The sequence below is a fragment of the Streptomyces sp. BK022 genome (assembly GCF_004217355.1).
Lineage (GTDB): Bacteria > Actinomycetota > Actinomycetes > Streptomycetales > Streptomycetaceae > Streptomyces > Streptomyces griseoluteus.
Genome location: NZ_SHKU01000007.1, coordinates 158,950 through 180,535 on the forward strand (window position 1 = coordinate 158,950; position 21,586 = coordinate 180,535).

A 21,586-nucleotide genomic window follows, 5' to 3' on the forward strand; every position below is an offset into this window, starting at 1 on the left:
CTCTAATGTCGCATATTTTCCGATTTGCGCCCCCGGAAGGGGGACGAGAAGCGAGAGAACCTCGCTCTTGCAAGGCATTCGCAACAAGCGCTTAAAATTGAACGGTGCATGTACCTGACGGATTCATCGACGCCCCCACCTCCGCTGTCACCGGGGTGGTCGCCGCAGGCGCCCTCGCGGTGAGCCTGCGCGGCGCCCGCCGCGAACTGGACGAGCGCACCGCGCCGCTGGCCGGCCTGGTCGCGGCGTTCATCTTCGCCGTACAGATGCTCAACTTCCCCGTGGCGGCCGGGACGAGCGGCCACCTGCTGGGCGGGGCGCTGGCGGCGATACTCGTCGGCCCCTATACGGCCGTGCTGTGCGTGTCGGTCGTGCTGCTCATGCAGGGCGTGCTGTTCGCGGACGGCGGGCTGACCGCGCTGGGCGTGAACATCACGGACATGGCGATCGTCACGACCGTGGTGGCGTACGCCGTCTTCAAGGCGCTGCTGGCGGTACTGCCCCGCTCCCGGCGCTCGATCACCGCCGCCTCCTTCGTCGCCGCCCTGCTCTCCGTGCCGGCCGCGGCGGTCGTCTTCACGCTGATCTACGCGATCGGCGGCACCACCGACGTGTCCCTCGTCAAGGTGGCCACCGCGATGATCGGCGTCCATGTGCTGATCGGCATCGGCGAGGCCGTGATCACCGCGCTCACCGTCGCCGCCGTCGTCGCGGTGCGCCCCGACCTCGTGTACGGCGCGCGCGGACTGCGGCAGAAGCTCCGGCTCCGGGTGAACGGCGAGCTGGTCGACGCCCCCGACGCCGCCCCGGCCCCGGCCGCCGCGCGCACCTCCCGGCGCACCCTGTGGATCACCGGCCTGGTGACCTCGCTGGTCCTCGCCGGCTTCGTCAGCTTCTACGCCTCCGCCAACCCGGACGGCCTGGAGAAGGTCGCCCACGACAAGGGCATCGACAAGAAGACCGAGCCGCACCACTCCTCGGACTCCCCGCTGGCCGACTACGGCGTCAAGGACGTGGCGAACGCCCGGCTCTCCGGGGGTCTCGCGGGCGTGATCGGCGTCGGCGTCACCGTCGTCGCGGGCAGCGCGGTCTTCTGGGCGGTGCGCCGCCGCCGCGACCACGACGCCTCTCCCGCGAACACGAGCGTCTGAGATGGGCGCGGGTCACGCCCACAAGCTCTACCGGCACGGGCACTCCGCCGTGCACCGGCTCCCCCCGCACACCAAGCTGGCGGCCGTCTTCGCCTTCGTCGTGGTGGTGGTCTCCACCCCGCGCGAGGCGATGTGGGCGTTCGGGGTGTACGCGCTGCTGCTGGCGTCGGTCGCGTACCGGGCGCGGGTACCCGCCGGGTTCCTGCTGAAGCGGCTGCTGATCGAGGTGCCGTTCGTCGCGTTCGCGGTGCTCATGCCGTTCGTCGCGGAGGGCGAGCGGGTGCACGTCCTCGGGCTCTCGCTGAGCGTCAACGGCCTGTGGGGCGCCTGGAACGTGCTGGCCAAGGGCACCCTGGGCGTCGCCGCGTCCGTGCTGCTCGCCGCCACCACCGACCTGCGCGAACTGCTGCTCGGGCTCCAGCGGCTGAAGCTGCCGCCGCTGCTGGTGCAGATCGCCTCCTTCATGATCCGCTACGGCGACGTCATCACCGACGAGATGCGCCGGATGCGGATCGCCCGCGAGTCGCGCGGCTTCGAGGCGCGGGGGGTACGGCAGTGGGGGGTGCTCGCCAAATCGGCGGGCGCGCTGTTCATCCGCTCCTACGAGCGTGGCGAGCGGGTGCATCTGGCCATGGTGAGCCGGGGCTACGCCGGGTCGATGCCGGTCATCGACGAGGTCACCGCCACCCGTGACCAGTGGCTGCGCGCGCTGGCCCTGCCCTGCTCCGCCCTCGTCGTCTGTCTGCTGGGATGGTTTTTGTGAGTACCGCATCGCTGTCGCTGGAGGTCTCCGGCCTCGCCTTCGCCTACCCCGACGGCCACCAGGCCCTGTTCGGCGTCGACTTCACCGTCCCGCGCGGTGAACGGGTCGCGCTGCTCGGGCCGAACGGCGCGGGCAAGACCACGCTCGTGCTGCATCTGAACGGCATCCTGTCCGGCGGCACCGGCACGGTCACCGTGGCCGGACTCCCGGTCGGCAAGCGGCACATGGCCGAGATCCGGCAGAAGGTCGGCATCGTCTTCCAGGACCCCGACGACCAGCTCTTCATGCCGACCGTGCGCGAGGACGTGGCGTTCGGGCCGGCGGCGGCCGGGCTGAAGGGGGCCGCGCTGGAGGAGCGGGTGCGGACCGCGCTGGAGCAGGTCGGGATGGCGGAGTTCGCCGACCGGCCCCCGCACCATCTCTCCTTCGGGCAGCGGCGCCGGGTCGCGGTGGCGACGGTGCTGGCGATGCGGCCGGAGATCCTCGTCCTGGACGAGCCGTCCTCCAACCTCGACCCGGCCTCGCGGCGCGAACTGGCCGACATCCTGCGGGCGTTGGACGTCACGGTGCTGATGGTCACGCATGATCTGCCTTACGCCCTGGAGCTGTGCCCGCGTGCGCTGATCCTCAGTGACGGGGTGATCGCGGCCGACGGCCCCACGGGCCGGCTGCTCTCCGACGACGCGCTGATGCGGGCGCACCGGCTGGAGCTGCCGTTCGGGTTCGATCCGCGCACGGTGGCGTTGGACGCGTGAGCGGTCGTGGGGCGTCGGAGTCCGGCGTCCCGTCGAGGCCGAGGAATCCACGGCCGTACGGCCGTGTTTCACTCGTGAGTGCGGGCGAGGAAAGGGACACGGCGTGGATGCGCGGGTGAACGGCACGGTGGCCGAGGGCTTCGAGCCGGTGGCGGAGGCGTTCGCGGCGAACTTCGCCCGGCTCGGCGAGCGGGGCGCGGCCGTGGCCGTGTACCGGGACGGGCACCGGGTCGTCGACCTGTGGGCCGGTACCCGGGACGTCGACGGTTCCGCCCCCTGGGAGCGCGGCACCGCGCAGATCGTGCGCTCCGCGACCAAGGGGGTCGCCGCCGCCGCGCTCCTGCTGCTGCACCAGCGGGGCCTGCTGGACCTGGACGCCCCGGTGGGCGCGTACTGGCCCGAGTTCAAGGCGGCGGGCAAGGAGCGCGCCCTCGTGCGCGATCTGCTCGCCCACCGGGCGGGCGTGCCGGTGCTGGACCGGCCGCTGGCCCCCGCGGAGGCGGCGGACCCCGATCTGGGCGCCGCCGCCGTCGCCGCGCAGGCGCCGGTGTGGGAGCCGGGCACGGACCACGGGTACCACGCGCAGACGTACAGCTGGCTCACCGGCGAGCTGGTCCGCCGGGTCACCGGGCGTCCGGTCGGCGAGTTCGTCGCGTCCGAGATCGCGGCGCCGGCCGGGGCGGACGTATGGCTGGGGCTGCCCGCCTCAATGCAGGCGCGGGTGGGCCGCGTGGGGCCCCTCTCCCCGCCCGGGACACCGGGTGCGCTGAAGGTGCGCCCCAAGCGGGCCGTGGCCGACGCCTACGCCGACCCCGCCTCCCTGACCCGGCGCGCCTTCGCCGCGATCACCCCGCTGCCGGACGAGAACGCGCCCGCCTACCGTTCGGCCGCCCTCCCCGCTTCGAACGGCATCGCCACGGCGGACGGGCTGGCCCGCGTGTACGCGTCCCTCATCGGTGAAGTGGACGGCGGCACACGGCTGTTCACCCCGAAGACGGCGGAGCTGGCCCGCGCGGAGACGTCGGCGGGCCCGGACCGGGTGCTCGTGGTGGGCACCCGGTTCGGGCTCGGCTTCATGCTCCACGGCCCCGCGTCCCCCCTCCTCTCGCCCACCGCCTTCGGCCACCCCGGCCGGGGCGGCGCCCTCGCCTTCGCCGACCCCGCCTCCGGTGTCTCCTTCGGCTATGTCACCAACGGCTTCCAGGGCGGGGTGACGGCGGACCCGAGGGCCCAGGCACTGGTGCGGGCGGTGCGGAGCTCGCTGGGCTGAGCCCGGTCAGACGTGGATGGCGTGCGAGATGCGCCCGGAGTCCGCGTCGATCTCCTCGTGCGCCTTGGTCAGCAGGCGCATGGCCAGTTCGTTCAGGGCGCGGGCGCCGGCGATCTCCTCGCCGACCCTCGGCTGGTTGGAGTCGACCCGGTGCCGGGTGGCGTGCCCGTGCGCCCGTACCTCACTGCCGTCCGCCAGCCGCACCATCGCCACCGCGCGCGTGTGCTGGTCGTCCTCCTCGAACTCCAGCTCGATGTGCCAACCCACGGCGTTGTGCGTCATCCCAACCACCTCCGAAAGCCACCGTGCCCCCTGCTTCAAGGGTGCGCCCGCCTCCGGCGAAGTTCACGTCGGCGTGTTCCCGCGCGGGGCCTGGCCGGGCCGGGGTCAGCGGCGGCTGAACCGCCCCCGCGCGCGGGGCCGGCGGGTCGCGGTCCGGGCGCGCGCCCGGCTCCGGGAGCCCCCGCCGGCCGCCGGAGGCTCACTCGGCCGTCTTCTCCTCGAAGCTGGCGAAGTACGCCGCCGCCATGTCCTCCTCCCCGTGCCCCTGGGCGGCCGCGCGGGCGAAGCGGTCGGCGGTGGCCTCGGCGAGGTCGAGGCGGACGCCGCCCCGGTCGGCGGCGGAGGTGATGAGGCGGGCGTCCTTCTCGGCGGTGGCGACGGCGAAGGAGGCCGGGGTGAGCTTGCCCTCCAGGATCAGGGCGGCCTTGGCGCGGAGGTAGCCCATGTCCAGCGGGCCGCCCTCGATGAGGTCGAAGAACGAGCGCGGGTCGACGCCGAGCGCCTGCGCGAGCGCCAGTACCTCCCCCGTGGCCGCGGTGACCGCGAGCACCCAGTTGTTGGCGACCAGCTTGAGCCTGCTCGCGCTGCCCTCCGCCCCGTCCTCGCCGGTCCACACCGTGCGCGAGCCGACCGCGTCGAAGACCGGCGCGAGGGTGGCCCGCCCCGCCTCGGGCCCGGCGGCCAGCACGGTGAGCTGACCGTCCTCGGCGGGCTTGCGGGTGCCGAGCACGGGCGCGTCGTAGAACTCCAGCCCGTGCTCGCGGGCGAACGCGGCGAGGCGGCCGGTGAGTTCCGCACCGGCGGTGGTGCTCTGCACCCACAGGGTGCCGGGGCGCAGCGCGGGCACCGCCTCGCGCATCACGTCCAGCACGGTGTCACCGTCGTACAGCATGGTCAGCACCACGTCCGCGCCCTCGACCGCCTCGGCGGCCGTACCGGTGACGCGGACGCCGTCCTCCGCGAGCGGCTCGGCCTTGGCGCGGGTGCGGTTCCAGGCGCGTACGGGGAGCCCGGCGGCGGCGAGGTTGCGGGCCATGGCGGCGCCCATGATGCCGGTGCCCAGCACGGCGACGGTCGGCCGGTCGGTGGCGGTCATACGGTGGCTCTCCTTCTCACGGGGTGCGGTCCCACGAGGGGCTGTCGATCATGCCCCTCGCCCCCATCCTGCCCGCAGATCCGGCCCGGTCCACCGTTGCACAGCCGGTCCCGCTCCTACTCGTCGAAGACTTCGACGGCTTCCCTCGCGGCGCACTCCCCGGCGACGCGCGGAAACAGCACCCGGGGCGGCGGACTCACCCCGCGTGCAGCATCAACCCGATCCCCACCACCAGCAGCCCCGCCGCCGCGATGCGCGGAGCGCCGAAGCGCTCCTTGAAGAAGAGAGCGCCGATGGCCGCGCCGACGATGATCGAGGATTCGCGGAGGGCGGCGACGGGGGCGAGGGGGGCGCGGGTCTGCGCCCACAGGACGAGGGCGTAGGCGGCGACGGAGAGGACCGCGCCGAGGAGGCCGAGCGTGGCGTACGGCCTGAGCCGGCGGACCAGGTCACCGCGGACCCGGTAGTACATGTACGCGGGGATGAAGATCCCCTGGGCGGCCATCAGCCAGGCGATGTAGCCGAGCGGGGTCTCCGCGTGCCGTACGCCGACGCCGTCGAGGACGGTGTACACGGCGATGGTGAGCCCGGTGGCGACGGCGGCGCCGATGGCCTTGAAGTCCGGCCGCCGCCCCCGCAGCCCCCACAGGCTCACCCCGGTCAGCCCGACACAGGACACCGCGACCCCGGCCGCCGTCCACCGGCCGGGCACCTCGTGCGCGAACAGGGCGGCCAGCACGGTCACGACCAGCGGCGCGGTACCGCGTGCGATCGGGTAGGCCTGCCCGAAGTCACCGAGCCGGAAGGAGGTCATGAGCAGGGCGTAGTACGCGACATGCACGCCGGCGGAGACGAGCAGATACGGCCACGCGGGTCCGGCCGGCCAGGGCGCGAACAGCGCCATCACCAGCCCGACGACCAGCCCGCCCCCGGCGATCAGCGTGAACCCGGTCAGCTTGTCGCTGATCCGGTGGGCGATGGCGTTCCACCCGGCGTGGGTGAACGCGGCCAGCAGGACAGCGGCGGTGACGAGCGGCGTCACCGGTCAGGGCCAGTCGTCGTCATACCCGGCACGCTAACCGATCACCGCGTGGCCTGTACACGGGGTTTGGCCGGTCCCCCCGGATCGCGGGGGGGGCGACGACAAACGGCCGGTGGGGCACCCGCCCCACCGGCCGTCCGCCGGGAACATCCTCAGGCGCTGACCAGTTCCCGGTCCCCGTCCGGGTCGGAGTCGGTGCGCAGGCCCTCGCCCTCGACGTCCACGTTGGGCAGGGCGCGGTCCAGCCAGGCCGGGAGCCACCAGGCGCGGCGGCCAAGGAGGGCCAGGACGGCCGGGACGACGGCCATGCGGACGATGAAGGCGTCGAAGAAGACGGCGATGGCCAGGCCGAAGCCGATCATCTTGATCATCGCCTCACTGGAGCCGATGAAGCCGGAGAAGACGGCGATCATGATGACGGCGGCGGCGGTGACGACGCGGGCGCTGTACCGGAAGCCGGTGACGACCGCCTGGCCCGGGTTCTCCCCGTGGACGTACGCCTCACGCATCCGGGTCACGAGGAACACCTCGTAGTCCATGGCGAGTCCGAAGACCACGCCGACCATGAAGATCGGCATCATCGACATGACCGGCCCGGTCTGCTCGACGTTCATCAGGCCGGACAGCCAGCCCCACTGGAAGACCGCGACGACCGCGCCGAGGGCGGCCAGCACGCTGAGCAGGAAGCCGAGGGCCGCCTTCAGCGGGACCAGGATCGAGCGGAACACCACGATCAGCAGCAGGAAGGCGAGGCCGACGACCAGCGCGAGGTACGGCAGCAGCGCGTCGTTCAGCTTCTGCGACACGTCGATGTTCATCGCCGTCGCGCCGGTGACCAGCAGCTTCGCGTCCGTCGCGGAGGCGATCGACGCGCTCTTGCCCCGGATCGCGTGCACCAGGTCCTCGGTGGTGGCCGAGGACGGCTGGGACTTCGGTACGACGGTGATGATCGCGGTGTCGCCCGCCTTGTTGGGCGCCGGCGGGGTGACCGTGACGACGTCCTTCAGGCCCTTGATCTCGTCGCCGACCTTGGCGAACGCGGCCTTCTCGTCGGCGCTGCCCTTGGCGTCGACGACGACCATCAGCGGGCCGTTGAAGCCGGGGCCGAAGCCGTCGGAGAGCAGGTCGTAGGCGCGGCGCTGGGTGGTGGAGACCGGCTGGGAGCCGTCGTCGGGCAGGCCCAGTTCGAGCGAGGCGGCCGGGACGGCGGCGGCGCCGAGGCCGACCACACCGAGCAGCAGCACGGTGACCGGGCGCCGGACCACGAAGCTCGCCCACCGGGTGCCCATGTTGGGACGGCCGGCCTTCTTGGCCGCGCGTCCCCCGCCGAGCAGCTTGCTTTTCTCGCCGGCCGGCTTGACCGTACGGCCCGCGTACCCGAGCAGTGCCGGGATCATGGTGAGCGCGATCAGCACCGCGATGGCGACCGTGCCCGCGGCGGCGACGCCCATCTTGGTCAGCATCGGGATGTTGACGACGGAGAGCCCGACCAGTGCGATGACGACGGTGAGGCCCGCGAAGACCACCGCCGAGCCCGCCGTCCCCACGGCGCGGCCCGCGGCCTCCTCGCGGTCGCGGCCCTCGGCCAGTTCGGCCCGGTAGCGGGAGACGATGAAGAGGGCGTAGTCGATGCCAACCGCGAGGCCGATCATCGTGGCCAGGGTGGAGGTGGTGGAACCCAGGTCCAGCGGGGTGGCCAGCGCGGTGATCGCGGAGACGCCGATGCCGACGCCGATGATCGCGGTGAGCAGCGGCAGGCCGGCCGCGATGAGCGAACCGAAGGTGATGACGAGGACGACGGCCGCGATGGCGATGCCGATGACCTCGCTGGACCCGGTCTCGGGCGCGGTGGTGAGCGCGTCGCCGCCGATCTCGACGGTCAGCCCGGCGTCCCGGGCGTGCCCGGCGCTCTCCTTGAGGGCGTCGCGGGAGGAGTCCTCCAGCTCCATCCCGGAGACCTTGTACTTCACCGAGGCGTAGGCGATCGTGCCGTCCCGGCTGACCGCCTTGCCGGTGTACGGGTCGGCGACGGAGGCGACCTCGGAGCCGGAGCCCAGCTCCTTGACCGTCTTCTCCACCGCGGCCTTGTTGCCGGCGTCGGTCATCTTCTGGCCCTCGGGCGCCTTGAAGACGACGCGGGCGGTGGCGCCGTCGGCGCTCATGCCGGGGAAGCGCTGCTCCAGCAGGTCGAAGGCGCGCTGCGCCTCGGTGCCCGGGATGGAGAAGGACGAGTTGCCGGCGGGCGGCGCGGAGGCCGCGCCCACCCCGGCGAGGGTGAGCAGCGCGACCCACAGCAGGGCGACGAAGTGCCGTCGCCGAAAGGCGAATCGGCCGAGTTTGTACAGGTAAGTGGCCACGAGGGCGTACTCCCGGTCAGGTCGTGGAGAGCATCTGGGCAGGAAAGGTCAGCCCGGCGACGTGAGCGGTGACGTCAGGTGGTGGGCTTGCTGGGGAGGGGTCGGTCAGGTGGTGGGGACGCCGAGAGCGGGGAGGATCACGGCGTCGATGTAGGAGCTGAGGAAGTCCTGGGTGGGCGGCCGCCCGTCGATGAGCGCCCGGGTGGCGAACGCGCCGATCATCATGTGCACCACGAAGGCCAGCGCCGGGTTGTCCGGGGCCACTTCGCCCCGGTCCACGGCGCGCGAGAGCATCCGGCTCAGCTCGGTCATCTCGGGTTCGATGACCTGTTCCCGGAACGCCTGCAGCAGGTCCGGGTTGGTGTGCGTGGCCATGGCCAGGCCCCGCATGAGGGCGGTGTTCTGCTCCATGGCGCAGTCGTCCTCGCGGTGCACGAGGGCCAGGAAGTCCCCGCGCAGCGAGCCGGTGTCCACGTCGGAGATCCGGCCGGGCTTGCTGTGCCGGATCGCACGGGCGACCAGTTCGGCCTTGCCGCCCCACTGGCGGTAGAGCGTGGCCTTGCTGGAGCGGGTGCGGGCGGCGACGGCGTCCATGGTGAGGGCGTCGTAGCCGACCTCGCGGAGCAGGTCGAGGACCGCCTCGTACAGCTCGGCCGCCCGTTCGGGCGTGAGTCTGCTGCGGCGCGCGGTGGCGGCGTCGGTCATCCGCCTCACCCTCTCCCGTCCCTCCGGACGCATGGCTCGCGTACGGGACTCCGTACGAGAAGACGGTACCCCGGCCGTCTACGAAACGAAACCGTTTCGTACGGCTGCGGGGCGTGGCCTGCGTCACGGGTAGGCGTCCGCACGAGTTGCTGTGCCTCCCGCGCCGGAAAAGCATGGATGGGTGAGCTATCTGCGGCTTCCCCACATCAGTGACGATCTGCTGTGCTTCGTGGCCGAGGACGACCTCTGGCTGGCGCCGCTCGACGAACCGGGCCGCCCCTGGCGGCTCACCGCGGACCGCACCAAGGCCGGACACCCCCGCTTCTCGCCCGACGGCAAGCAGATCGCCTTCACGAGCTGGCGCAGCCTGGTGCCGGAGATCCACCTGGTGGACGTGGCCGGCGGCCCGGCGCGACAGCTGACGTACTGGGGCAGCGCCGACACCCAGGTGTGCGGCTGGACGCCCCCCGACCAGCACGGCAGGAGCGACATCCTGGCCGTCGCCTCGCACGGCCAGCCCTTCTCCTACTTCACCTGGGCCCACAAGGTCGGCACCGACGGCAGTCCCGGCGGGCGGCTGCCCTGGGGCCCGGTCGGTGACATCCAGGTCGCGGACACCGCGGGCGAGCACCAGACCCTCCTCCTCACCGGCACGCCCCCGCACGAACCGGCGTCCTGGAAGCGGTACCGCGGCGGCGCGACGGGGCGGCTGTGGCTCCAGGGGCGGCGGCTACTGGCGGACATCGACGGCCAGCTCTCCTCCCCGATGTTCGTCGCCGGCCGCATCGTCTTCCTCTCCGACCACGAGGGCATCGGCAACCTGTACTCCGTCGCCCCGGACGGCACCGACCTGCGCCGGCACACCGACCACGACGCCTTCTACGCCCGGCACGCCGCGACCGACGGCGAGCGGGTGGTCTACCAGTGCGCCGGTGACCTCTGGATCGTGGACGACCTCTCCCCCACCGGCACCCCGCGCAGGCTGGACATCGACCTGGGCGGCCCCTCCCCCGGCCGCCGTCCCTACCAGGTGCCCGCCGCGCACAACGTGGACGGCCTCTCGGTGGACGAGACCGGCCGGGCCAGCGCTGTCACCGTCCGGGGCGGCCTGTACTGGCTCACCCACCGCGACGGCCCGGCCCGCACCATCGCCGACACCCCCGGCGTCCGGGTCCGGCTGCCGGAGATGCTCGGTTCGACCGGCCAGCTCGCCTACGTCACCGACGCCGAGGGGGAGGACGCGGTGGCCGTCGCCCAGCTCCCCCGCGCCACCGGCGGCCGCGAGCCCCGGCTGCTCGGCGAGGGGCGGCTCGGCCGGGTGCTGGAGCTGGTCTCCGACCCGGAAGGCGAACGGCTGGCCGTCGCCTCGCACGACGGCAGGCTGCTGCTGATCGACGTGGCGGAGGACGCCGAGAGCACTGAGGGACGGGCGCCCGGCACCGTCACCGAGCTGATCCGCTCCGACAACGGCCCCGTCCGCGACCTCGCCTTCTCCCCCGACGGCGCCTGGCTCACCTGGTCCCACCCCGGCATCGGCCGCTCCCTGCGCCAGATCAAGCTCGCCCGGATCAAGGACCGCCATATCGTCGACGTCACCAACGGCCGCTTCGAGGACGAGAACCCGGTCTTCACCAGCGACGGCCGCTACCTCGCCTTCCTCTCCTGGCGCGGCTTCGACCCGGTGTACGACGTGCACACCGGCGACCTGTCCTTCCCGCTCGGCTGCCGCCCCTACCTGGTCCCGCTGAACTCGGCCACGCCCTCGCCCTTCGCGCTCAATCCCGAGGGCCGTCCGGCGGCGGGCGGGCTCGATCCGCTGGAGACCGGGTCCGACGAGGGCGGCACGGTGACCGTGGAGGTGGAGGGGCTGGAGAACCGGGTCACGCCGTTCCCGGTGATGTCCTCCAAGTACTCGGCGCTGCGCCCGGTCGCGGGCGGCGGGCTGGTGTGGCTGCGCTGGCCCATCTCCGGCGCGCTGGGCGAGACCTTCGTCAACCCCGCCGACATCAGCGGGCGGCCCACGCTGGAGCACTTCAACCTCAGCAAGGCAAAGAAGTCCGAACTCGTCGGCCACCTGGACTGGTTCGAGGTGAGCGGCGACGGCACCCGGCTGGTCGTGGTGGACGAGGGCGACCTGCGCGCGGTGCCCGCCACCGAGCCCGGCGACAGCGACACCACGGTGTGGATAGACCTGCGGCGCATCCTGCACGAGGTGGACCCCGCCGCCGAGTGGCGCGGCGCCTACGCCGAGGGCGGCCGGATCACCCGGGACTACTTCTGGGACCCCGGCATGTGCGGGATCGACTGGACGGCGGTCCTGGAGCAGTACCGCCCGCTGGTCGAACGGGTCGCCTCCCCCGACGAGTTCGCCGACCTGATGCGCGAGGTCCTCGGCGAACTGGGCACGTCGCACGCCTACGTCACCCCGGCCCGGCGCAACGAGGGCCCGCCGCACTACCAGCGCCGGCAGGGTCTGCTCGGCGCCAACTTCGTCTGCCGGGACGGTGCCTGGGTGGTCGCCCGCATTCTCGACGGCGACTCCTCCGACTCCCGGGCACGCTCCCCGCTGGCCGGTACCGGCATCCGCGCGGGCTCCGTGCTGACCCATGTCAACGGGCGCCCGGTGGACCCGGTGACCGGGCCGTATCCGCTGCTCGCGGGGTCCGGCGGCACCACCGTGGACCTCACCTTCACCCCGCCGCCGGGCGAACCGGGCCCCGCCCGCCGGGTGGCCGTGGTCCCGCTGCTCGACGACCGGTCGCTGCGCTACCAGGACTGGGTGGCCAAACGCCGCGAGGTGGTACGGGAGTTGAGCGGCGGCAAGTGCGGCTATCTGCACATCCCCGACATGGGCGGGTCCGGCTGGGCCCAGTTCAACCGGGATCTGCGGCTGGAGGTCTCCCGGCCCGCGCTGATCGTGGACGTGCGCGGCAACGCGGGCGGGAACATCAGCGAGCTGGTGATGGAGAAGCTGACCCGGACCATCCTCGGCTGGGACCTCACCCGTGACGCCCAGCCGGTGTCGTACGCCTCCAACGCCCCGCGCGGGCCGGTCGTGGCGCTGGCGGACGAGGCGACGTCCTCCGACGGTGACATGATCACCGCCGCGATCAAGCTGCTGGGGCTCGGCCCGGTGGTCGGGCAGCGCACCTGGGGCGGGGTCGTCGGCATGACCGGCCGGCACCGGCTGGGGGACGGCACGGTGATCACGGTGCCGATGAACGCGGCCTGGTTCGAGGAGTACGGCTGGTCCGTGGAGAACCGGGGCGTCGCCCCCGACCTGGAGGCGCTGCGCACCCCGCTGGACTGGGCGGAGGGCCGCTACGCACAGCTCGACGACGCGGTGCGGCTGGCGCTGGAGATGCTGGAGACGACCCCGGCCGCGGTGCCGCCCGACTACAGCGACGTACCGGACCGCTCGCGGCCGAAGCTGCCGCCGCGCGAAAAGGGGTGAGAGGGCAAAAAAGAGGGCGGGACCTCCCGCCATGAACAACGTATAGCGCAGGGGGGGCCTTGCGGCAAGGCCCCCCTCATGCCGCAGAATCGCTCGCCGAGCCCAGAACCTGCGGAAATGAGTGATCCACTACATGTGTGCGCTGCTGTCCGAGCGTGAGCCCGCGCCGGAGTCCCGCGCGTTCGACCTCCCCGACCGGCTCGCCGCCAAGGCCGACCCGGCACTGATCGCCGCCGACGAGCGGCACTTCGCGGACATCGCCGCGAGCCTGGACGAGACCGTCGCCGAGCTGTCCGCGAGCCTGGACGCCCTGCGCCGGGCGCCCGGCGGGGCCGGCCGGGAGGTGCTGGAGCGCGACCTGGAGATCCACCGGCTGACGGCCCGGCTGCGCGCCCTGCGCCGCTTCGGCCTCGACCTCTGCCTCGGCCACATCGTGCACGACGGCGACCCCGAGCCGGTCTACATCGGCCGGCTCGGCCTCACCGACAGCACCGGCCGCCGGCTGCTGATCGACTGGCGCTCCCCGGCCGCCGAACCGTTCTTCGCCGCGACGCACGCCCATCCGATGGGCCTGACGAGCCGCCGCCGCTACCGCTGGAAGCGCGGCCGGATCAGCGACTACTGGGACGAGGTGTTCACCGCCGACGGCCTGGAGCACCACGCGGCGCTGGACGACCAGTCCGCGTTCATCGCGACCCTCGGCACCAACCGCTCGGAGCGGATGCGGGACGTGCTCGCCACCATCCAGGCCGACCAGGACGCCATCATCCGCGCCTCCTCGCGCGGCGCCCTGGTGGTGGACGGCGGCCCCGGCACCGGCAAGACCGTCGTCGCCCTGCACCGCTCCGCCTACCTGCTCCACTCCGACCCGCGCCTCGGACACCGCCGGGGCGGCGTGCTGTTCGTCGGCCCGCACCAGCCCTACCTCAACTACGTCGCCGACGTGCTGCCGAGCCTGGGCGAGGAGGGGGTCCAGACCTGCACCGTGCGGGACCTGGTCGCAGAGGGCGCGACGGCGGGCGTCGAGGCGGACCCGGAGGTGGCCCGGCTGAAGTCCTCGGCGGACCTGGTGAAGGGCATCGAGAAGGCGGTGCGCTTCTACGAGACGCCGCCGACCGAGCCCCTGACGGTCTCCACCCCCTGGGCCGAGCTGCGCCTGACCGCGGCCGACTGGGCCGAGGCGTTCGAGGCGGCGGAGACGGGCGTCCCGCACAACGAGGCCCGCGACCTGATCTGGGAGGCGCTCGTCACGATCCTTTACGACCAGCTCGACAAGGAGGTCCCGCCTGCGCTCTTCCGCCGGGCGCTGGCCTCCGACGGCGAGCTGACCGGCACCCTGCGCCGCTCCTGGCCCCTGCTGGAGGCGGCCGACCTGGTCGGCGACCTGTGGACGGTCCCGGCGTACCTGCGGATGTGCGCCCCCTGGCTCTCCCCCGACGAGGTGCGCCTGCTGCGCCGCGCCGACCCGCAGGCGTGGACGGTGTCCGACCTGCCCCTGCTGGACGCGGCCCGGCAGCGGCTCGGGGACCCTGAGACCTCGCGGAAGAAGCGCCGCCAGGCCGCCGCGGTCGCCGTGGAGCGGGAGCGGATGGCCGCCGTCATCGACAGCGTGATCGCGGCCGACCCGGACGGCGAGGGCGCGGTGACGATGCTGCACGGGCAGGACCTCAAGGACAGCCTGGTGGACGAGGGCGCGCTGCCCGCCATCGAGGCGGACGCGCTGGCCGGGCCGTTCGCGCACATCGTGGTGGACGAGGCCCAGGAACTGACCGACGCCGAGTGGCAGATGCTGCTCCTGCGCTGCCCGTCCCGGAGCTTCACCATCGTGGGCGACCGCGCCCAGGCCCGGCACGGCTTCAGCGAGTCGTGGGAGGAGCGGCTCACCCGGGCCGGCCTCGGCCGGGTGAAGGTGGCCTCGCTGAGCATCAACTACCGCACCCCGGAAGAGGTGATGACGGAGGCGGAGCCGGTGATCCGCGCCGCCCTCCCGGACGCCAACGTGCCGGTCTCGGTCCGGGCGAGCGGCATCCCGGTCACCTACGGCCCGGTGTCCGACCTGGACGCGGTGCTGCGCGACTGGCTGGCGGAGAACGCGGAGGGCACCGCCTGCGTCATCGGTGATCCCGCGTTCGAGGAGCGCCCCCGCGTCCGCTCGCTCACCCCGGAGCTGGCGAAGGGGCTGGAGTTCGACCTGGTCGTACTGGTGGAGCCGGACGCCTTCGGCGAGGGCGTCGAGGGTGCGGTGGACCGGTATGTGGCGATGACCCGCGCCACCCAGCGGCTCGTCGTGCTCAGCGGTACCTAGTCACGCGCCGGGCGGGGCACCCGGACGTGCCGGGCGCCCCGCCGTGGCTTTCGCCGGATCTGCCGCGTTTAGGCGGTGTGGTCCGGGTCGAAGCGGTCCTCCACGTCCCGCATGCCGCTCTCGGCGCGGTCACGCTGGGGCTGGTGGGCACGCTCCTGGTGGTCGCGGCCCTGCGGGCCGCGCTGGCCGGCCTTCTCGCGGGCCTGGCCGGCCTTCTCCTTGGCCTGGTCCTGCATCTTGCGGGACTTCTCCTGGAACTGGTCCTTCATACCCATGTGGGTTCACATCCCTGGTGAGAACGGTTGCGGCCCCGGTGGGGCCTCGACCAGATTCACACGGGCGAACACCCTCCGCATGTCGATCAGTTACGCTGCGTAGCGCGGGCCGCCTCGTCGGCCGCGCCGCCCGCGCCCACGAGCCCCGACCGCATCCCGGTCAGCCGGTCCGCGTACCTGCGCATCTCGCGCTGGCCGACGGTGCCGATGAGGGCCGGGAGGTAGCCGCGCATGCCCTGCATCCCGCGCAGCCACCACTGTCCGTACACGTGGGGCGACCGGCGCTCGATGCCGTCCACCAGCCGGTCGACGGCCGGGCCGAGCGGGTAGGTCTTGTTCGACGGCCAGGGCAGCCGCTGCCGCAACTCCCGCATCACGTCGTCCTGGTCGGCGCCGCGCACCATGTCGGTGTCGGTCCAGGACAGGTAGGCGACGCCCACCCGCACGCCCAGGTAGCCGACTTCGCCGCGCAGGCTGTGCGCGTACGCCTCCACGCCCGACTTGGAGGCGCAGTACGCCGTCATCATCGGCGCCGGGGTAATCGCGGCGAGGGAGGCGATCTGGAGCAGGTAGCCGCGGCTCTCGGTGAGCACCGGCAGGAAGGCGCGGGCGGTGACGGCCGAGCCGATGAGGTTGACCTCGATCACCCGCCGCCAGGCCACCGGGTCGGAGTCGGCGAACGGACCACCGTTCGCCACACCGGCGTTGGCCACCACGATGTCGACCTTGCCGAACCGCTCCTTCACCTCGGCGGCGACCCGGCCCATCGCCTCGTGGTCGGTGACATCGGCGTACCAGTACGCGCTCTCGCCGTACAGCCGCTCGGAGACGGCCTTCAGCTCGTCCTCCTCCAGGCCGACGAGCGCCACCTTGGCGCCCCGCGCGGAGAGTTTGCGGGCCAGCAGCTCGCCGACGCCGCGTGCCGCACCGGTGACGACGGCCACCTGTCCCTCGAGACCGACCTTGCTCATGCGCCCTCCTCCAAGCTGACGGGGATGCTCCCCGTGACGTACGTGGTGACGAGTTCCCGTATCCGCCCGGTCACCGCTTCCGGCGCCTCCACCGGGGTCATGTGCCCGATGCCGAACAGCTCAGTGAACCCGGCGCAGTTGGGCAGTTCCGCCACGAGCATGCGGGCGTGCGACGACGGGGTGAGCCGGTCGGCGGTGCCGTGCAGCACGACGGTGGGCACGGTCAACTGCCGTACGCCGTGGTCGAGATCGAGCCGGTCCAGCACCCCGCCCCAGGCGTGCCGGGCGTTGCGCGGACAGGCGTGCACGATCCGGGCACAGGTGTCGACCAGGTGCGGGGCCGAACCGGGGCCCATGGTCGCGTACTTGAGGATCTTCTTCGCCAGTGGCGTGACCGGGCCGAGCGGCAGGGACGAGCCGAGGATGCGCCCGGTGAGCCAGGTGCGGACGCGTCCGGCGGGCAGCGGCACCACGCGCGCCTCGGCGGTGAGCCGTCCGCTGCCGGTGCTGCACAGCAGCGCGGCGGCCGCGTGCTCCCGGAAGCGGGGGCGGCCCGAGGCGGACATGATCGTCATGCCGCCCATGGAGTGGCCGACGATCAGGGCGCGCTCACCGGGCGCCAGGGTGGCCGCGAGCACCGCTTCGAGGTCGTCGGCGAGCGCGTCGGTGGAACAGACGGGGCTGTACGGGCTCAGGCCGTGCCCGCGCTGGTCGTAGGCGATGACCCGGTGGTCGCGGGCCAGCTCCTCGATCTGCGCGGCCCAGAAGGCGGTGGAGCAGGTCCAGCCGTGGGAGAGGACGACCGGGGGCGCGTCCTCGGGGCCGTGCACCTCCACGTGCAGGCGGGCGCCGTTGGTGGAGGCGACTTCCAGGGTGCGGCTCATGCGGTGGCCTCGCTCGGGACGGCGGTCGGCTTCGTCTGCGCGGGCTTGCGCAGCACCTCGTACTCGGTGAGGTCCACCCGGCGGGTGGCCTGGCGGAACTCGCTGGTGGTGCCGGGCCAGACCGTGGTGTTGCGGCCGGCCGCGTCCAGGTACCAGCTCGTGCAGCCGCCGGTGTTCCAGACGGTGCGCTTCATCCGCTCCTGCACCCGCCGGTTCCAGCGGTCGACGGCGGCCGGGCGGGCGTCCAGCGCGGTGCGCCCGCCGAGGGTGTCGAGCTGGCGCAGGTAGTCCGCCAGGTAGTTGAGCTGGGACTCGATCATCAGGATCATCGAGGAGTTGCCCAGGCCGGTGTTGGGCCCGATCACGCTCAGCCAGTTCGGGAACCCGGCCGCCGAACCGCCGCGCAGCGCCTCCATCCCGCCCTTCCACGCCTCGGCGAGCGTGACGCCCCCGACACCGACCACGCGCTCGGCGATGGGCATGTCGGTGACGTGGAAGCCGGTGCCGAAGATGATCGCGTCGACCTCGGTCTCGGTGCCGTCGGCGGCGACCACGGTCGAGCCCCGGACCTCGGTGACCCCGCTGGCGACCACGTCCACGTTGGGCTGGGCGAGCGCCGGGTAGTACGCGCTGGACAGCAGGATGCGCTTGCAGCCGATGCGGTAGTCGGGGGTGAGCTTGGCACGCAGGGCCGGGTCCTTGATGGCGCGGGCCATGTTGCGCTTGGCGAGCTGCTCGACCAGGCCGAGTTCGTCGGGGTGCTTGGTGAACGCCTGCACCTGGAGTTCGCGGATGCCCCAGAGCAGCCCGCGCCGCAGCCGGGCGGTGAAGGGCAGCGCCCGGTGCAGCCTGCGCTCGGCGGTGCCGATGGCCCGGTCCATGCGGGGCATCACCCAGGGCGGGGTGCGCTGGAAGACGGTGAGCTGTGCGACCTCGGGCTGGATCGAGGGGACGATCTGGATCGCGGAGGCGCCGGTGCCGACCATGGCGACGCGCTTGCCGCGCAGGTCGAAGTCGTGGTCCCAGCGGGCGGAGTGGAACACCCGGCCGGGGAAGGAGTCCAACCCGGGGATCTCGGGGATCTTCGGGTCGGACAGCGGGCCGGTGGCGGAGACCACCACGTCGGCGGTGAGCGAGCCGCTCGCGGTCTCGATGTGCCAGCGCAGCTCGTCCTCGTCCCAGGTCATCAGCTTGACCTCGGAGTCGAAGCGCACGTGCGGGCGGAGCCCGAAGTCGTCGGCGACGCGCTCCAGATAGGCCCGGATGTGCTCCTGCCCGGAGAAGGTGCGCGGCCAGTCGGCGTTGGGGGCGAAGGAGAAGGAGTAGAGGTGCGACGGCACGTCGCAGGCACAGCCCGGATAGCTGTTGTCCCGCCAGGTCCCGCCGACGCTGCCGGCCCGCTCCAGGACGACGAAGTCGGTGATCCCCTCCCGGCGCAGCCGCACGGCGGCCCCCAGCCCGCCGAACCCGGACCCGATCACCGCCACCCGTACATGCTCGTGCTCGGCCATCCCGACGCCTCCACGCATCCTCGGACTTTGCCAGTGAACACTGGCGCAATGGGACTGTAGAACAGCTCCGTACTGAGCGGTAGGGGGCGCGGAAAGGAAAGTTACCGCCGGTACGCCATAGGCTGCGGGCGTGGCAGAAGACGGCGGACACAGCGACGGGCAGGCCGGCGGGCGCGAGTACCGCATGGAGGAGCTGGCGCGCCTCGCCGGGATCACCGTGCGCACCCTGCGGTTCTACCGCGAGCGCAGACTGATCCCGCCGCCCCGCCGCGAGGGCCGTATCGCCTGGTACGACGACCACCACCTGGCCCGGCTGCGCACCATCGCGGCGCTGCTGGAGCGCGGGCACACGCTGAACGGCATAGCCGAGCTGGCCGAGGCGCTGGACAACGGCCGGGACGTGGCCGACCTGCTGGGGGTCGCCCCGCCCACCGAGGAGGAGCCGGTCCGGCTGACCCCGGAGGAGCTGGCGGCCCGCTTCGAGGGCGAGGTCACCCCGGAGAACCTGGCGGCCGCGATGACCCTCGGCTATGTCGGCACCGACGGCGACGAGATCGTGCACATCAGCCGGCGCCTGCTGGACGTCTCGTCGGCGCTGGTCCGGGAGGGCATCCCGCTGGCCGAGGTCCTCACGGCAGCCGCCCGGGTCCGCGAGCACGCCGACGCCCTCGCGGCCCTCTTCGCCGACGTGATCGGCCGCCACGCCCCGGAGGACTCCCTCCAGCGCCTGCGCCCGCTGGCCCGCAGCGTGGTGGAGGCGGAACTGTCGCTGGCCATGGACCGGCGGCTGAGCAAGCTCGACTAACGCTCGTACACCACCGTGACCGGCGCGTGGTCGGACCAGCGCTCGGCGTGGGTGGCGGCGCGCTCGACCCAGCCCTTGACCGCCTTCGCGGCGAGGCCGGGGGTGGCCATGTGGTAGTCGATGCGCCAGCCGGAGTCGTTGTCGAAGGCGCGGCCCCGGTAGGACCACCAGCTGTAGGGGCCCTCGACTTCGGGGTGCAGGGCGCGCACGACGTCCACGTACCCGCCGTCCCCGGGGGCGAGCACCCGGCTCAGCCACTCCCGCTCCTCGGGCAGGAAGCCGGAGTTCTTGACATTGCCGCGCCAGTTCCTGAGGTCGGCCTGCTGGTGGGCGATGTTCCAGTCGCCGCAGACCAGGACCTCGCGGCCGTCGGCGGCGGCCCGCTCGCGCAGTTCCTTGAGGTGGGCGGAGAACTCGCCCATGAAGCGGACCTTCTCCTCCTGCCGCTCGGTGCCGACCTCGCCCGAGGGCAGGTACAGCGAGGCGACGGTCACACCGGGCAGGTCGGCCTCGACATAGCGGCCCGAGCCGTCGAACTCCGCCGAGCCGAAGCCGACCCGGACGCGGTCGGGCTCACGGCGCGTGTACAGGGAGACGCCGGCGCGGCCCTTGGCGGCGGCGGGCGCGTGCACCACGTGCCAGCCGTCGGGCCGGCGCACGTGCTCCGGGAGCTGGTGCGGCTCGGCACGCACCTCCTGCAGGCAGACCACGTCCGCGGCGGTCCGCTCCAGCCACTCCACGAAGCCCTTCTTGGCGGCGGCCCGCAGTCCGTTCACATTCACCGAGGTCACAGTCAGCACCAGGGCACGATACCGGCACACTGGTGGAGACCGACGCCCACACTCCGCATAGAAGTACGATACTCAGCATGAATATACGCCGCGTCCGCTTCGACCACCCCGACGCCGTGAAGCTCAATGACGAGGTCCAGGCCGAGTACCACGTGCGCTACGGCGACGGCGGCGACGCCACCTCGCTCGACCCGGCCGACTTCGCCCCGCCCAGAGGCGTGTACCTGATCGCGTACGACGCGGAGGACCGCCCGGTCGCCACCGGCGGGTGGCGCAGCCAGGACCTGAACGGGGAGGGCAACCAGGACGGCGACGCGGAACTCAAGCGCATGTTCGTCATCGAGCAGATGCGCGGCCACGGCCTGGCCCGCCGCATCCTCGCCGAACTGGAGGCGGACGCCCGCGCGGCCGGCCGCACCCGCATGGTCCTGGAGACCGGCACCGAACAGCCCGAGGCCATCGCCCTCTACACCTCCAGCGGCTACACCCCGTGCGCCAAGTTCGGCTACTACCGCCATCACGACAACAGCCTTTGCTACGCGAAGCCGCTCGGAGGGCCCGCCGACACCGAGTGACGCGTCACGATGGGGCCATGGAGATCACACCGGAGTGGGAACAGCGGTGCGCGGCCCTGTGGGACGCCTTCGACGAGACGGAGGCGGATGAATTCCGCCGCCGTATGGCCGCGTTGACCGGAGAGCTGCCCGCCGGCGACCCCGTGGCCGCCTACGAACTCGCCTCCGCCCACGACGCGACCGACCTCGGAGAGGACGCCGTCCCCCTCTACCGCCGGGCCCTGGACACCGGCCTCCCCGAGGACCGCCGCCGCCAGGCCGTCATCCAGCTGGCCAGCACCCTGCGCGCCCTCGGCCAACCGGAGGCGGCCGCCGACCTGTTGCTCGGGGAGCGGGCCCACACCTCGGACCCCCTGGACGACGCCGTCACCGCGTTCCTCGCCCTGACCCTCATCGACCTGGGCCGCGAACGCGAGGCCGCCGCCCTCGCCCTGGGCGCCCTCGCACCCCATCTGCCGGCCTACCGGATCTCCGTGGCGCGGTACGCGGACGCGGTGACCGAACCCGCCTGACGGGCGGAAAGACCCCGGAAACGACGAGACCCCGTCCGATCAGAAGATCGGACGGGGTCTCGTGAACTCTTCCCGAGAAGAC

At 72.8% G+C, this 21,586-nt stretch carries 18 protein-coding genes and 1 pseudogene; 9 read left to right on the forward strand and 10 right to left on the reverse strand.

Annotation, left to right across the window (positions count from 1 at the left end; genetic code table 11):
• Positions 1 to 104: 104 nt before the first annotated feature.
• From EV284_RS27260 to EV284_RS27275, 4 genes are all read left to right on the forward strand, one after another.
• Complete coding sequence (locus EV284_RS27260; RefSeq protein ID WP_130338717.1) at positions 105 to 1,151, forward strand: energy-coupling factor ABC transporter permease; 1,047 nt, start codon at positions 105 to 107, stop codon at positions 1,149 to 1,151.
• Between the two features lies 1 nt (position 1,152).
• A complete protein-coding gene (gene cbiQ, locus EV284_RS27265; RefSeq protein ID WP_130338719.1) occupies positions 1,153 to 1,914 on the forward strand; it encodes a cobalt ECF transporter T component CbiQ in 762 nt (253 codons plus the stop codon).
• Positions 1,902 to 2,669, forward strand: a complete 768-nt coding sequence (locus tag EV284_RS27270) for an ABC transporter ATP-binding protein (RefSeq protein ID WP_130338721.1) — start codon at positions 1,902 to 1,904, stop codon at positions 2,667 to 2,669. The genes cbiQ and EV284_RS27270 overlap by 13 nt, the downstream gene beginning before the upstream one ends.
• Positions 2,670 to 2,772: 103 nt before the next feature.
• Positions 2,773 to 3,939: a serine hydrolase domain-containing protein gene (locus tag EV284_RS27275; protein ID WP_130338723.1), complete on the forward strand. Its 1,167-nt coding sequence runs from the start codon at positions 2,773 to 2,775 to the stop codon at positions 3,937 to 3,939.
• A gap of 6 nt (positions 3,940 to 3,945) precedes the next feature.
• On the opposite strand, the gene EV284_RS27280 is transcribed toward EV284_RS27275, so the two are convergent.
• From EV284_RS27280 to EV284_RS27300, 5 genes and pseudogenes are all read right to left on the reverse strand, one after another.
• A complete protein-coding gene (locus EV284_RS27280; RefSeq protein ID WP_130338725.1) occupies positions 3,946 to 4,221 on the reverse strand; it encodes a DUF1876 domain-containing protein in 276 nt (91 codons plus the stop codon).
• Between the two features lie 199 nt (positions 4,222 to 4,420).
• Positions 4,421 to 5,332 (reverse strand): annotated as a pseudogene (locus EV284_RS27285) (NAD(P)-dependent oxidoreductase); the annotation flags it as partial.
• A gap of 181 nt (positions 5,333 to 5,513) precedes the next feature.
• Positions 5,514 to 6,359 (reverse strand): EamA family transporter, encoded by an 846-nt coding sequence (locus EV284_RS27290; RefSeq protein ID WP_130338729.1) that lies wholly within the window; start codon positions 6,357 to 6,359, stop codon positions 5,514 to 5,516.
• Positions 6,360 to 6,511: 152 nt separating this feature from the next.
• Positions 6,512 to 8,716 (reverse strand): MMPL family transporter, encoded by a 2,205-nt coding sequence (locus EV284_RS27295; protein ID WP_130338731.1) that lies wholly within the window; start codon positions 8,714 to 8,716, stop codon positions 6,512 to 6,514.
• Between the two features lie 105 nt (positions 8,717 to 8,821).
• The gene (locus EV284_RS27300; RefSeq protein ID WP_130338733.1) at positions 8,822 to 9,421 is read right to left on the reverse strand and encodes a TetR/AcrR family transcriptional regulator; all 600 of its coding nucleotides are present in this window, start codon (positions 9,419 to 9,421) and stop codon (positions 8,822 to 8,824) included.
• Between the two features lie 181 nt (positions 9,422 to 9,602).
• Here EV284_RS27300 and EV284_RS27305 point away from each other — a divergent pair, with 181 nt between their 5' ends.
• Together EV284_RS27305 and helR are read left to right on the forward strand one after the other, a co-directional pair.
• Positions 9,603 to 12,875, forward strand: a complete 3,273-nt coding sequence (locus EV284_RS27305) for a S41 family peptidase (protein WP_130338735.1) — start codon at positions 9,603 to 9,605, stop codon at positions 12,873 to 12,875.
• Positions 12,876 to 13,008: 133 nt separating this feature from the next.
• Entirely contained in the window at positions 13,009 to 15,180 is a 2,172-nt protein-coding gene (gene helR, locus EV284_RS27310) for an RNA polymerase recycling motor ATPase HelR (protein WP_130339314.1), read from the forward strand.
• A gap of 68 nt (positions 15,181 to 15,248) precedes the next feature.
• On the opposite strand, the gene EV284_RS27315 is transcribed toward helR, so the two are convergent.
• The 4 genes from EV284_RS27315 to EV284_RS27330 all read right to left on the reverse strand — a co-directional run bounded on the left by EV284_RS27315 (position 15,249) and on the right by EV284_RS27330 (position 18,821).
• Entirely contained in the window at positions 15,249 to 15,455 is a 207-nt protein-coding gene (locus tag EV284_RS27315; protein WP_130338737.1) for a hypothetical protein, read from the reverse strand.
• Positions 15,456 to 15,541: 86 nt separating this feature from the next.
• Positions 15,542 to 16,426 (reverse strand): SDR family oxidoreductase, encoded by an 885-nt coding sequence (locus EV284_RS27320; RefSeq protein WP_130338739.1) that lies wholly within the window; start codon positions 16,424 to 16,426, stop codon positions 15,542 to 15,544.
• Positions 16,423 to 17,310, reverse strand: coding sequence for an alpha/beta hydrolase (locus EV284_RS27325; RefSeq protein WP_130338741.1), 888 nt, complete (start codon positions 17,308 to 17,310; stop codon positions 16,423 to 16,425). Before EV284_RS27325 ends, EV284_RS27320 begins: the two co-directional genes overlap by 4 nt.
• Entirely contained in the window at positions 17,307 to 18,821 is a 1,515-nt protein-coding gene (locus EV284_RS27330; protein ID WP_130338743.1) for an NAD(P)/FAD-dependent oxidoreductase, read from the reverse strand. The genes EV284_RS27325 and EV284_RS27330 overlap by 4 nt, the downstream gene beginning before the upstream one ends.
• A gap of 184 nt (positions 18,822 to 19,005) precedes the next feature.
• On the opposite strand from EV284_RS27330, the gene EV284_RS27335 reads away from it, so the two are divergent.
• A complete protein-coding gene (locus tag EV284_RS27335; protein ID WP_130339316.1) occupies positions 19,006 to 19,626 on the forward strand; it encodes a MerR family transcriptional regulator in 621 nt (206 codons plus the stop codon).
• On the opposite strand, the gene EV284_RS27340 is transcribed toward EV284_RS27335, so the two are convergent.
• On the reverse strand, positions 19,623 to 20,426 hold the full coding sequence (locus tag EV284_RS27340) for an exodeoxyribonuclease III (protein ID WP_165425662.1): 804 nt from the start codon (positions 20,424 to 20,426) through the stop codon (positions 19,623 to 19,625). The two genes, EV284_RS27335 and EV284_RS27340, sit on opposite strands and share 4 nt — an antisense overlap.
• Positions 20,427 to 20,494: 68 nt before the next feature.
• Here EV284_RS27340 and EV284_RS27345 point away from each other — a divergent pair, with 68 nt between their 5' ends.
• Together EV284_RS27345 and EV284_RS27350 are read left to right on the forward strand one after the other, a co-directional pair.
• Positions 20,495 to 20,992 (forward strand): GNAT family N-acetyltransferase, encoded by a 498-nt coding sequence (locus tag EV284_RS27345; protein ID WP_130338747.1) that lies wholly within the window; start codon positions 20,495 to 20,497, stop codon positions 20,990 to 20,992.
• A 17-nt stretch (positions 20,993 to 21,009) separates the two neighbouring features.
• Positions 21,010 to 21,504: a tetratricopeptide repeat protein gene (locus EV284_RS27350; protein ID WP_130338749.1), complete on the forward strand. Its 495-nt coding sequence runs from the start codon at positions 21,010 to 21,012 to the stop codon at positions 21,502 to 21,504.
• Positions 21,505 to 21,586 lie beyond the last annotated feature (82 nt).

Coding starts and splice junctions, on each gene's coding strand:
- EV284_RS27320 (WP_130338739.1), bottom strand. CDS start 16,426: ATGAGCAAGGTCGGTCTCGAGGGACAGGTGGCCGTCGTCACCGGTGCG.
- EV284_RS27330 (WP_130338743.1), bottom strand. CDS start 18,821: ATGGCCGAGCACGAGCATGTACGGGTGGCGGTGATCGGGTCCGGGTTC.
- EV284_RS27325 (WP_130338741.1), bottom strand. CDS start 17,310: ATGAGCCGCACCCTGGAAGTCGCCTCCACCAACGGCGCCCGCCTGCAC.
- cbiQ (WP_130338719.1), top strand. CDS start 1,153: ATGGGCGCGGGTCACGCCCACAAGCTCTACCGGCACGGGCACTCCGCC.
- EV284_RS27345 (WP_130338747.1), top strand. CDS start 20,495: ATGAATATACGCCGCGTCCGCTTCGACCACCCCGACGCCGTGAAGCTC.
- EV284_RS27280 (WP_130338725.1), bottom strand. CDS start 4,221: ATGACGCACAACGCCGTGGGTTGGCACATCGAGCTGGAGTTCGAGGAG.
- helR (WP_130339314.1), top strand. CDS start 13,009: ATGTGTGCGCTGCTGTCCGAGCGTGAGCCCGCGCCGGAGTCCCGCGCG.
- EV284_RS27270 (WP_130338721.1), top strand. CDS start 1,902: ATGGTTTTTGTGAGTACCGCATCGCTGTCGCTGGAGGTCTCCGGCCTC.
- EV284_RS27335 (WP_130339316.1), top strand. CDS start 19,006: ATGGAGGAGCTGGCGCGCCTCGCCGGGATCACCGTGCGCACCCTGCGG.
- EV284_RS27300 (WP_130338733.1), bottom strand. CDS start 9,421: ATGACCGACGCCGCCACCGCGCGCCGCAGCAGACTCACGCCCGAACGG.
- EV284_RS27315 (WP_130338737.1), bottom strand. CDS start 15,455: ATGGGTATGAAGGACCAGTTCCAGGAGAAGTCCCGCAAGATGCAGGAC.
- EV284_RS27350 (WP_130338749.1), top strand. CDS start 21,010: ATGGAGATCACACCGGAGTGGGAACAGCGGTGCGCGGCCCTGTGGGAC.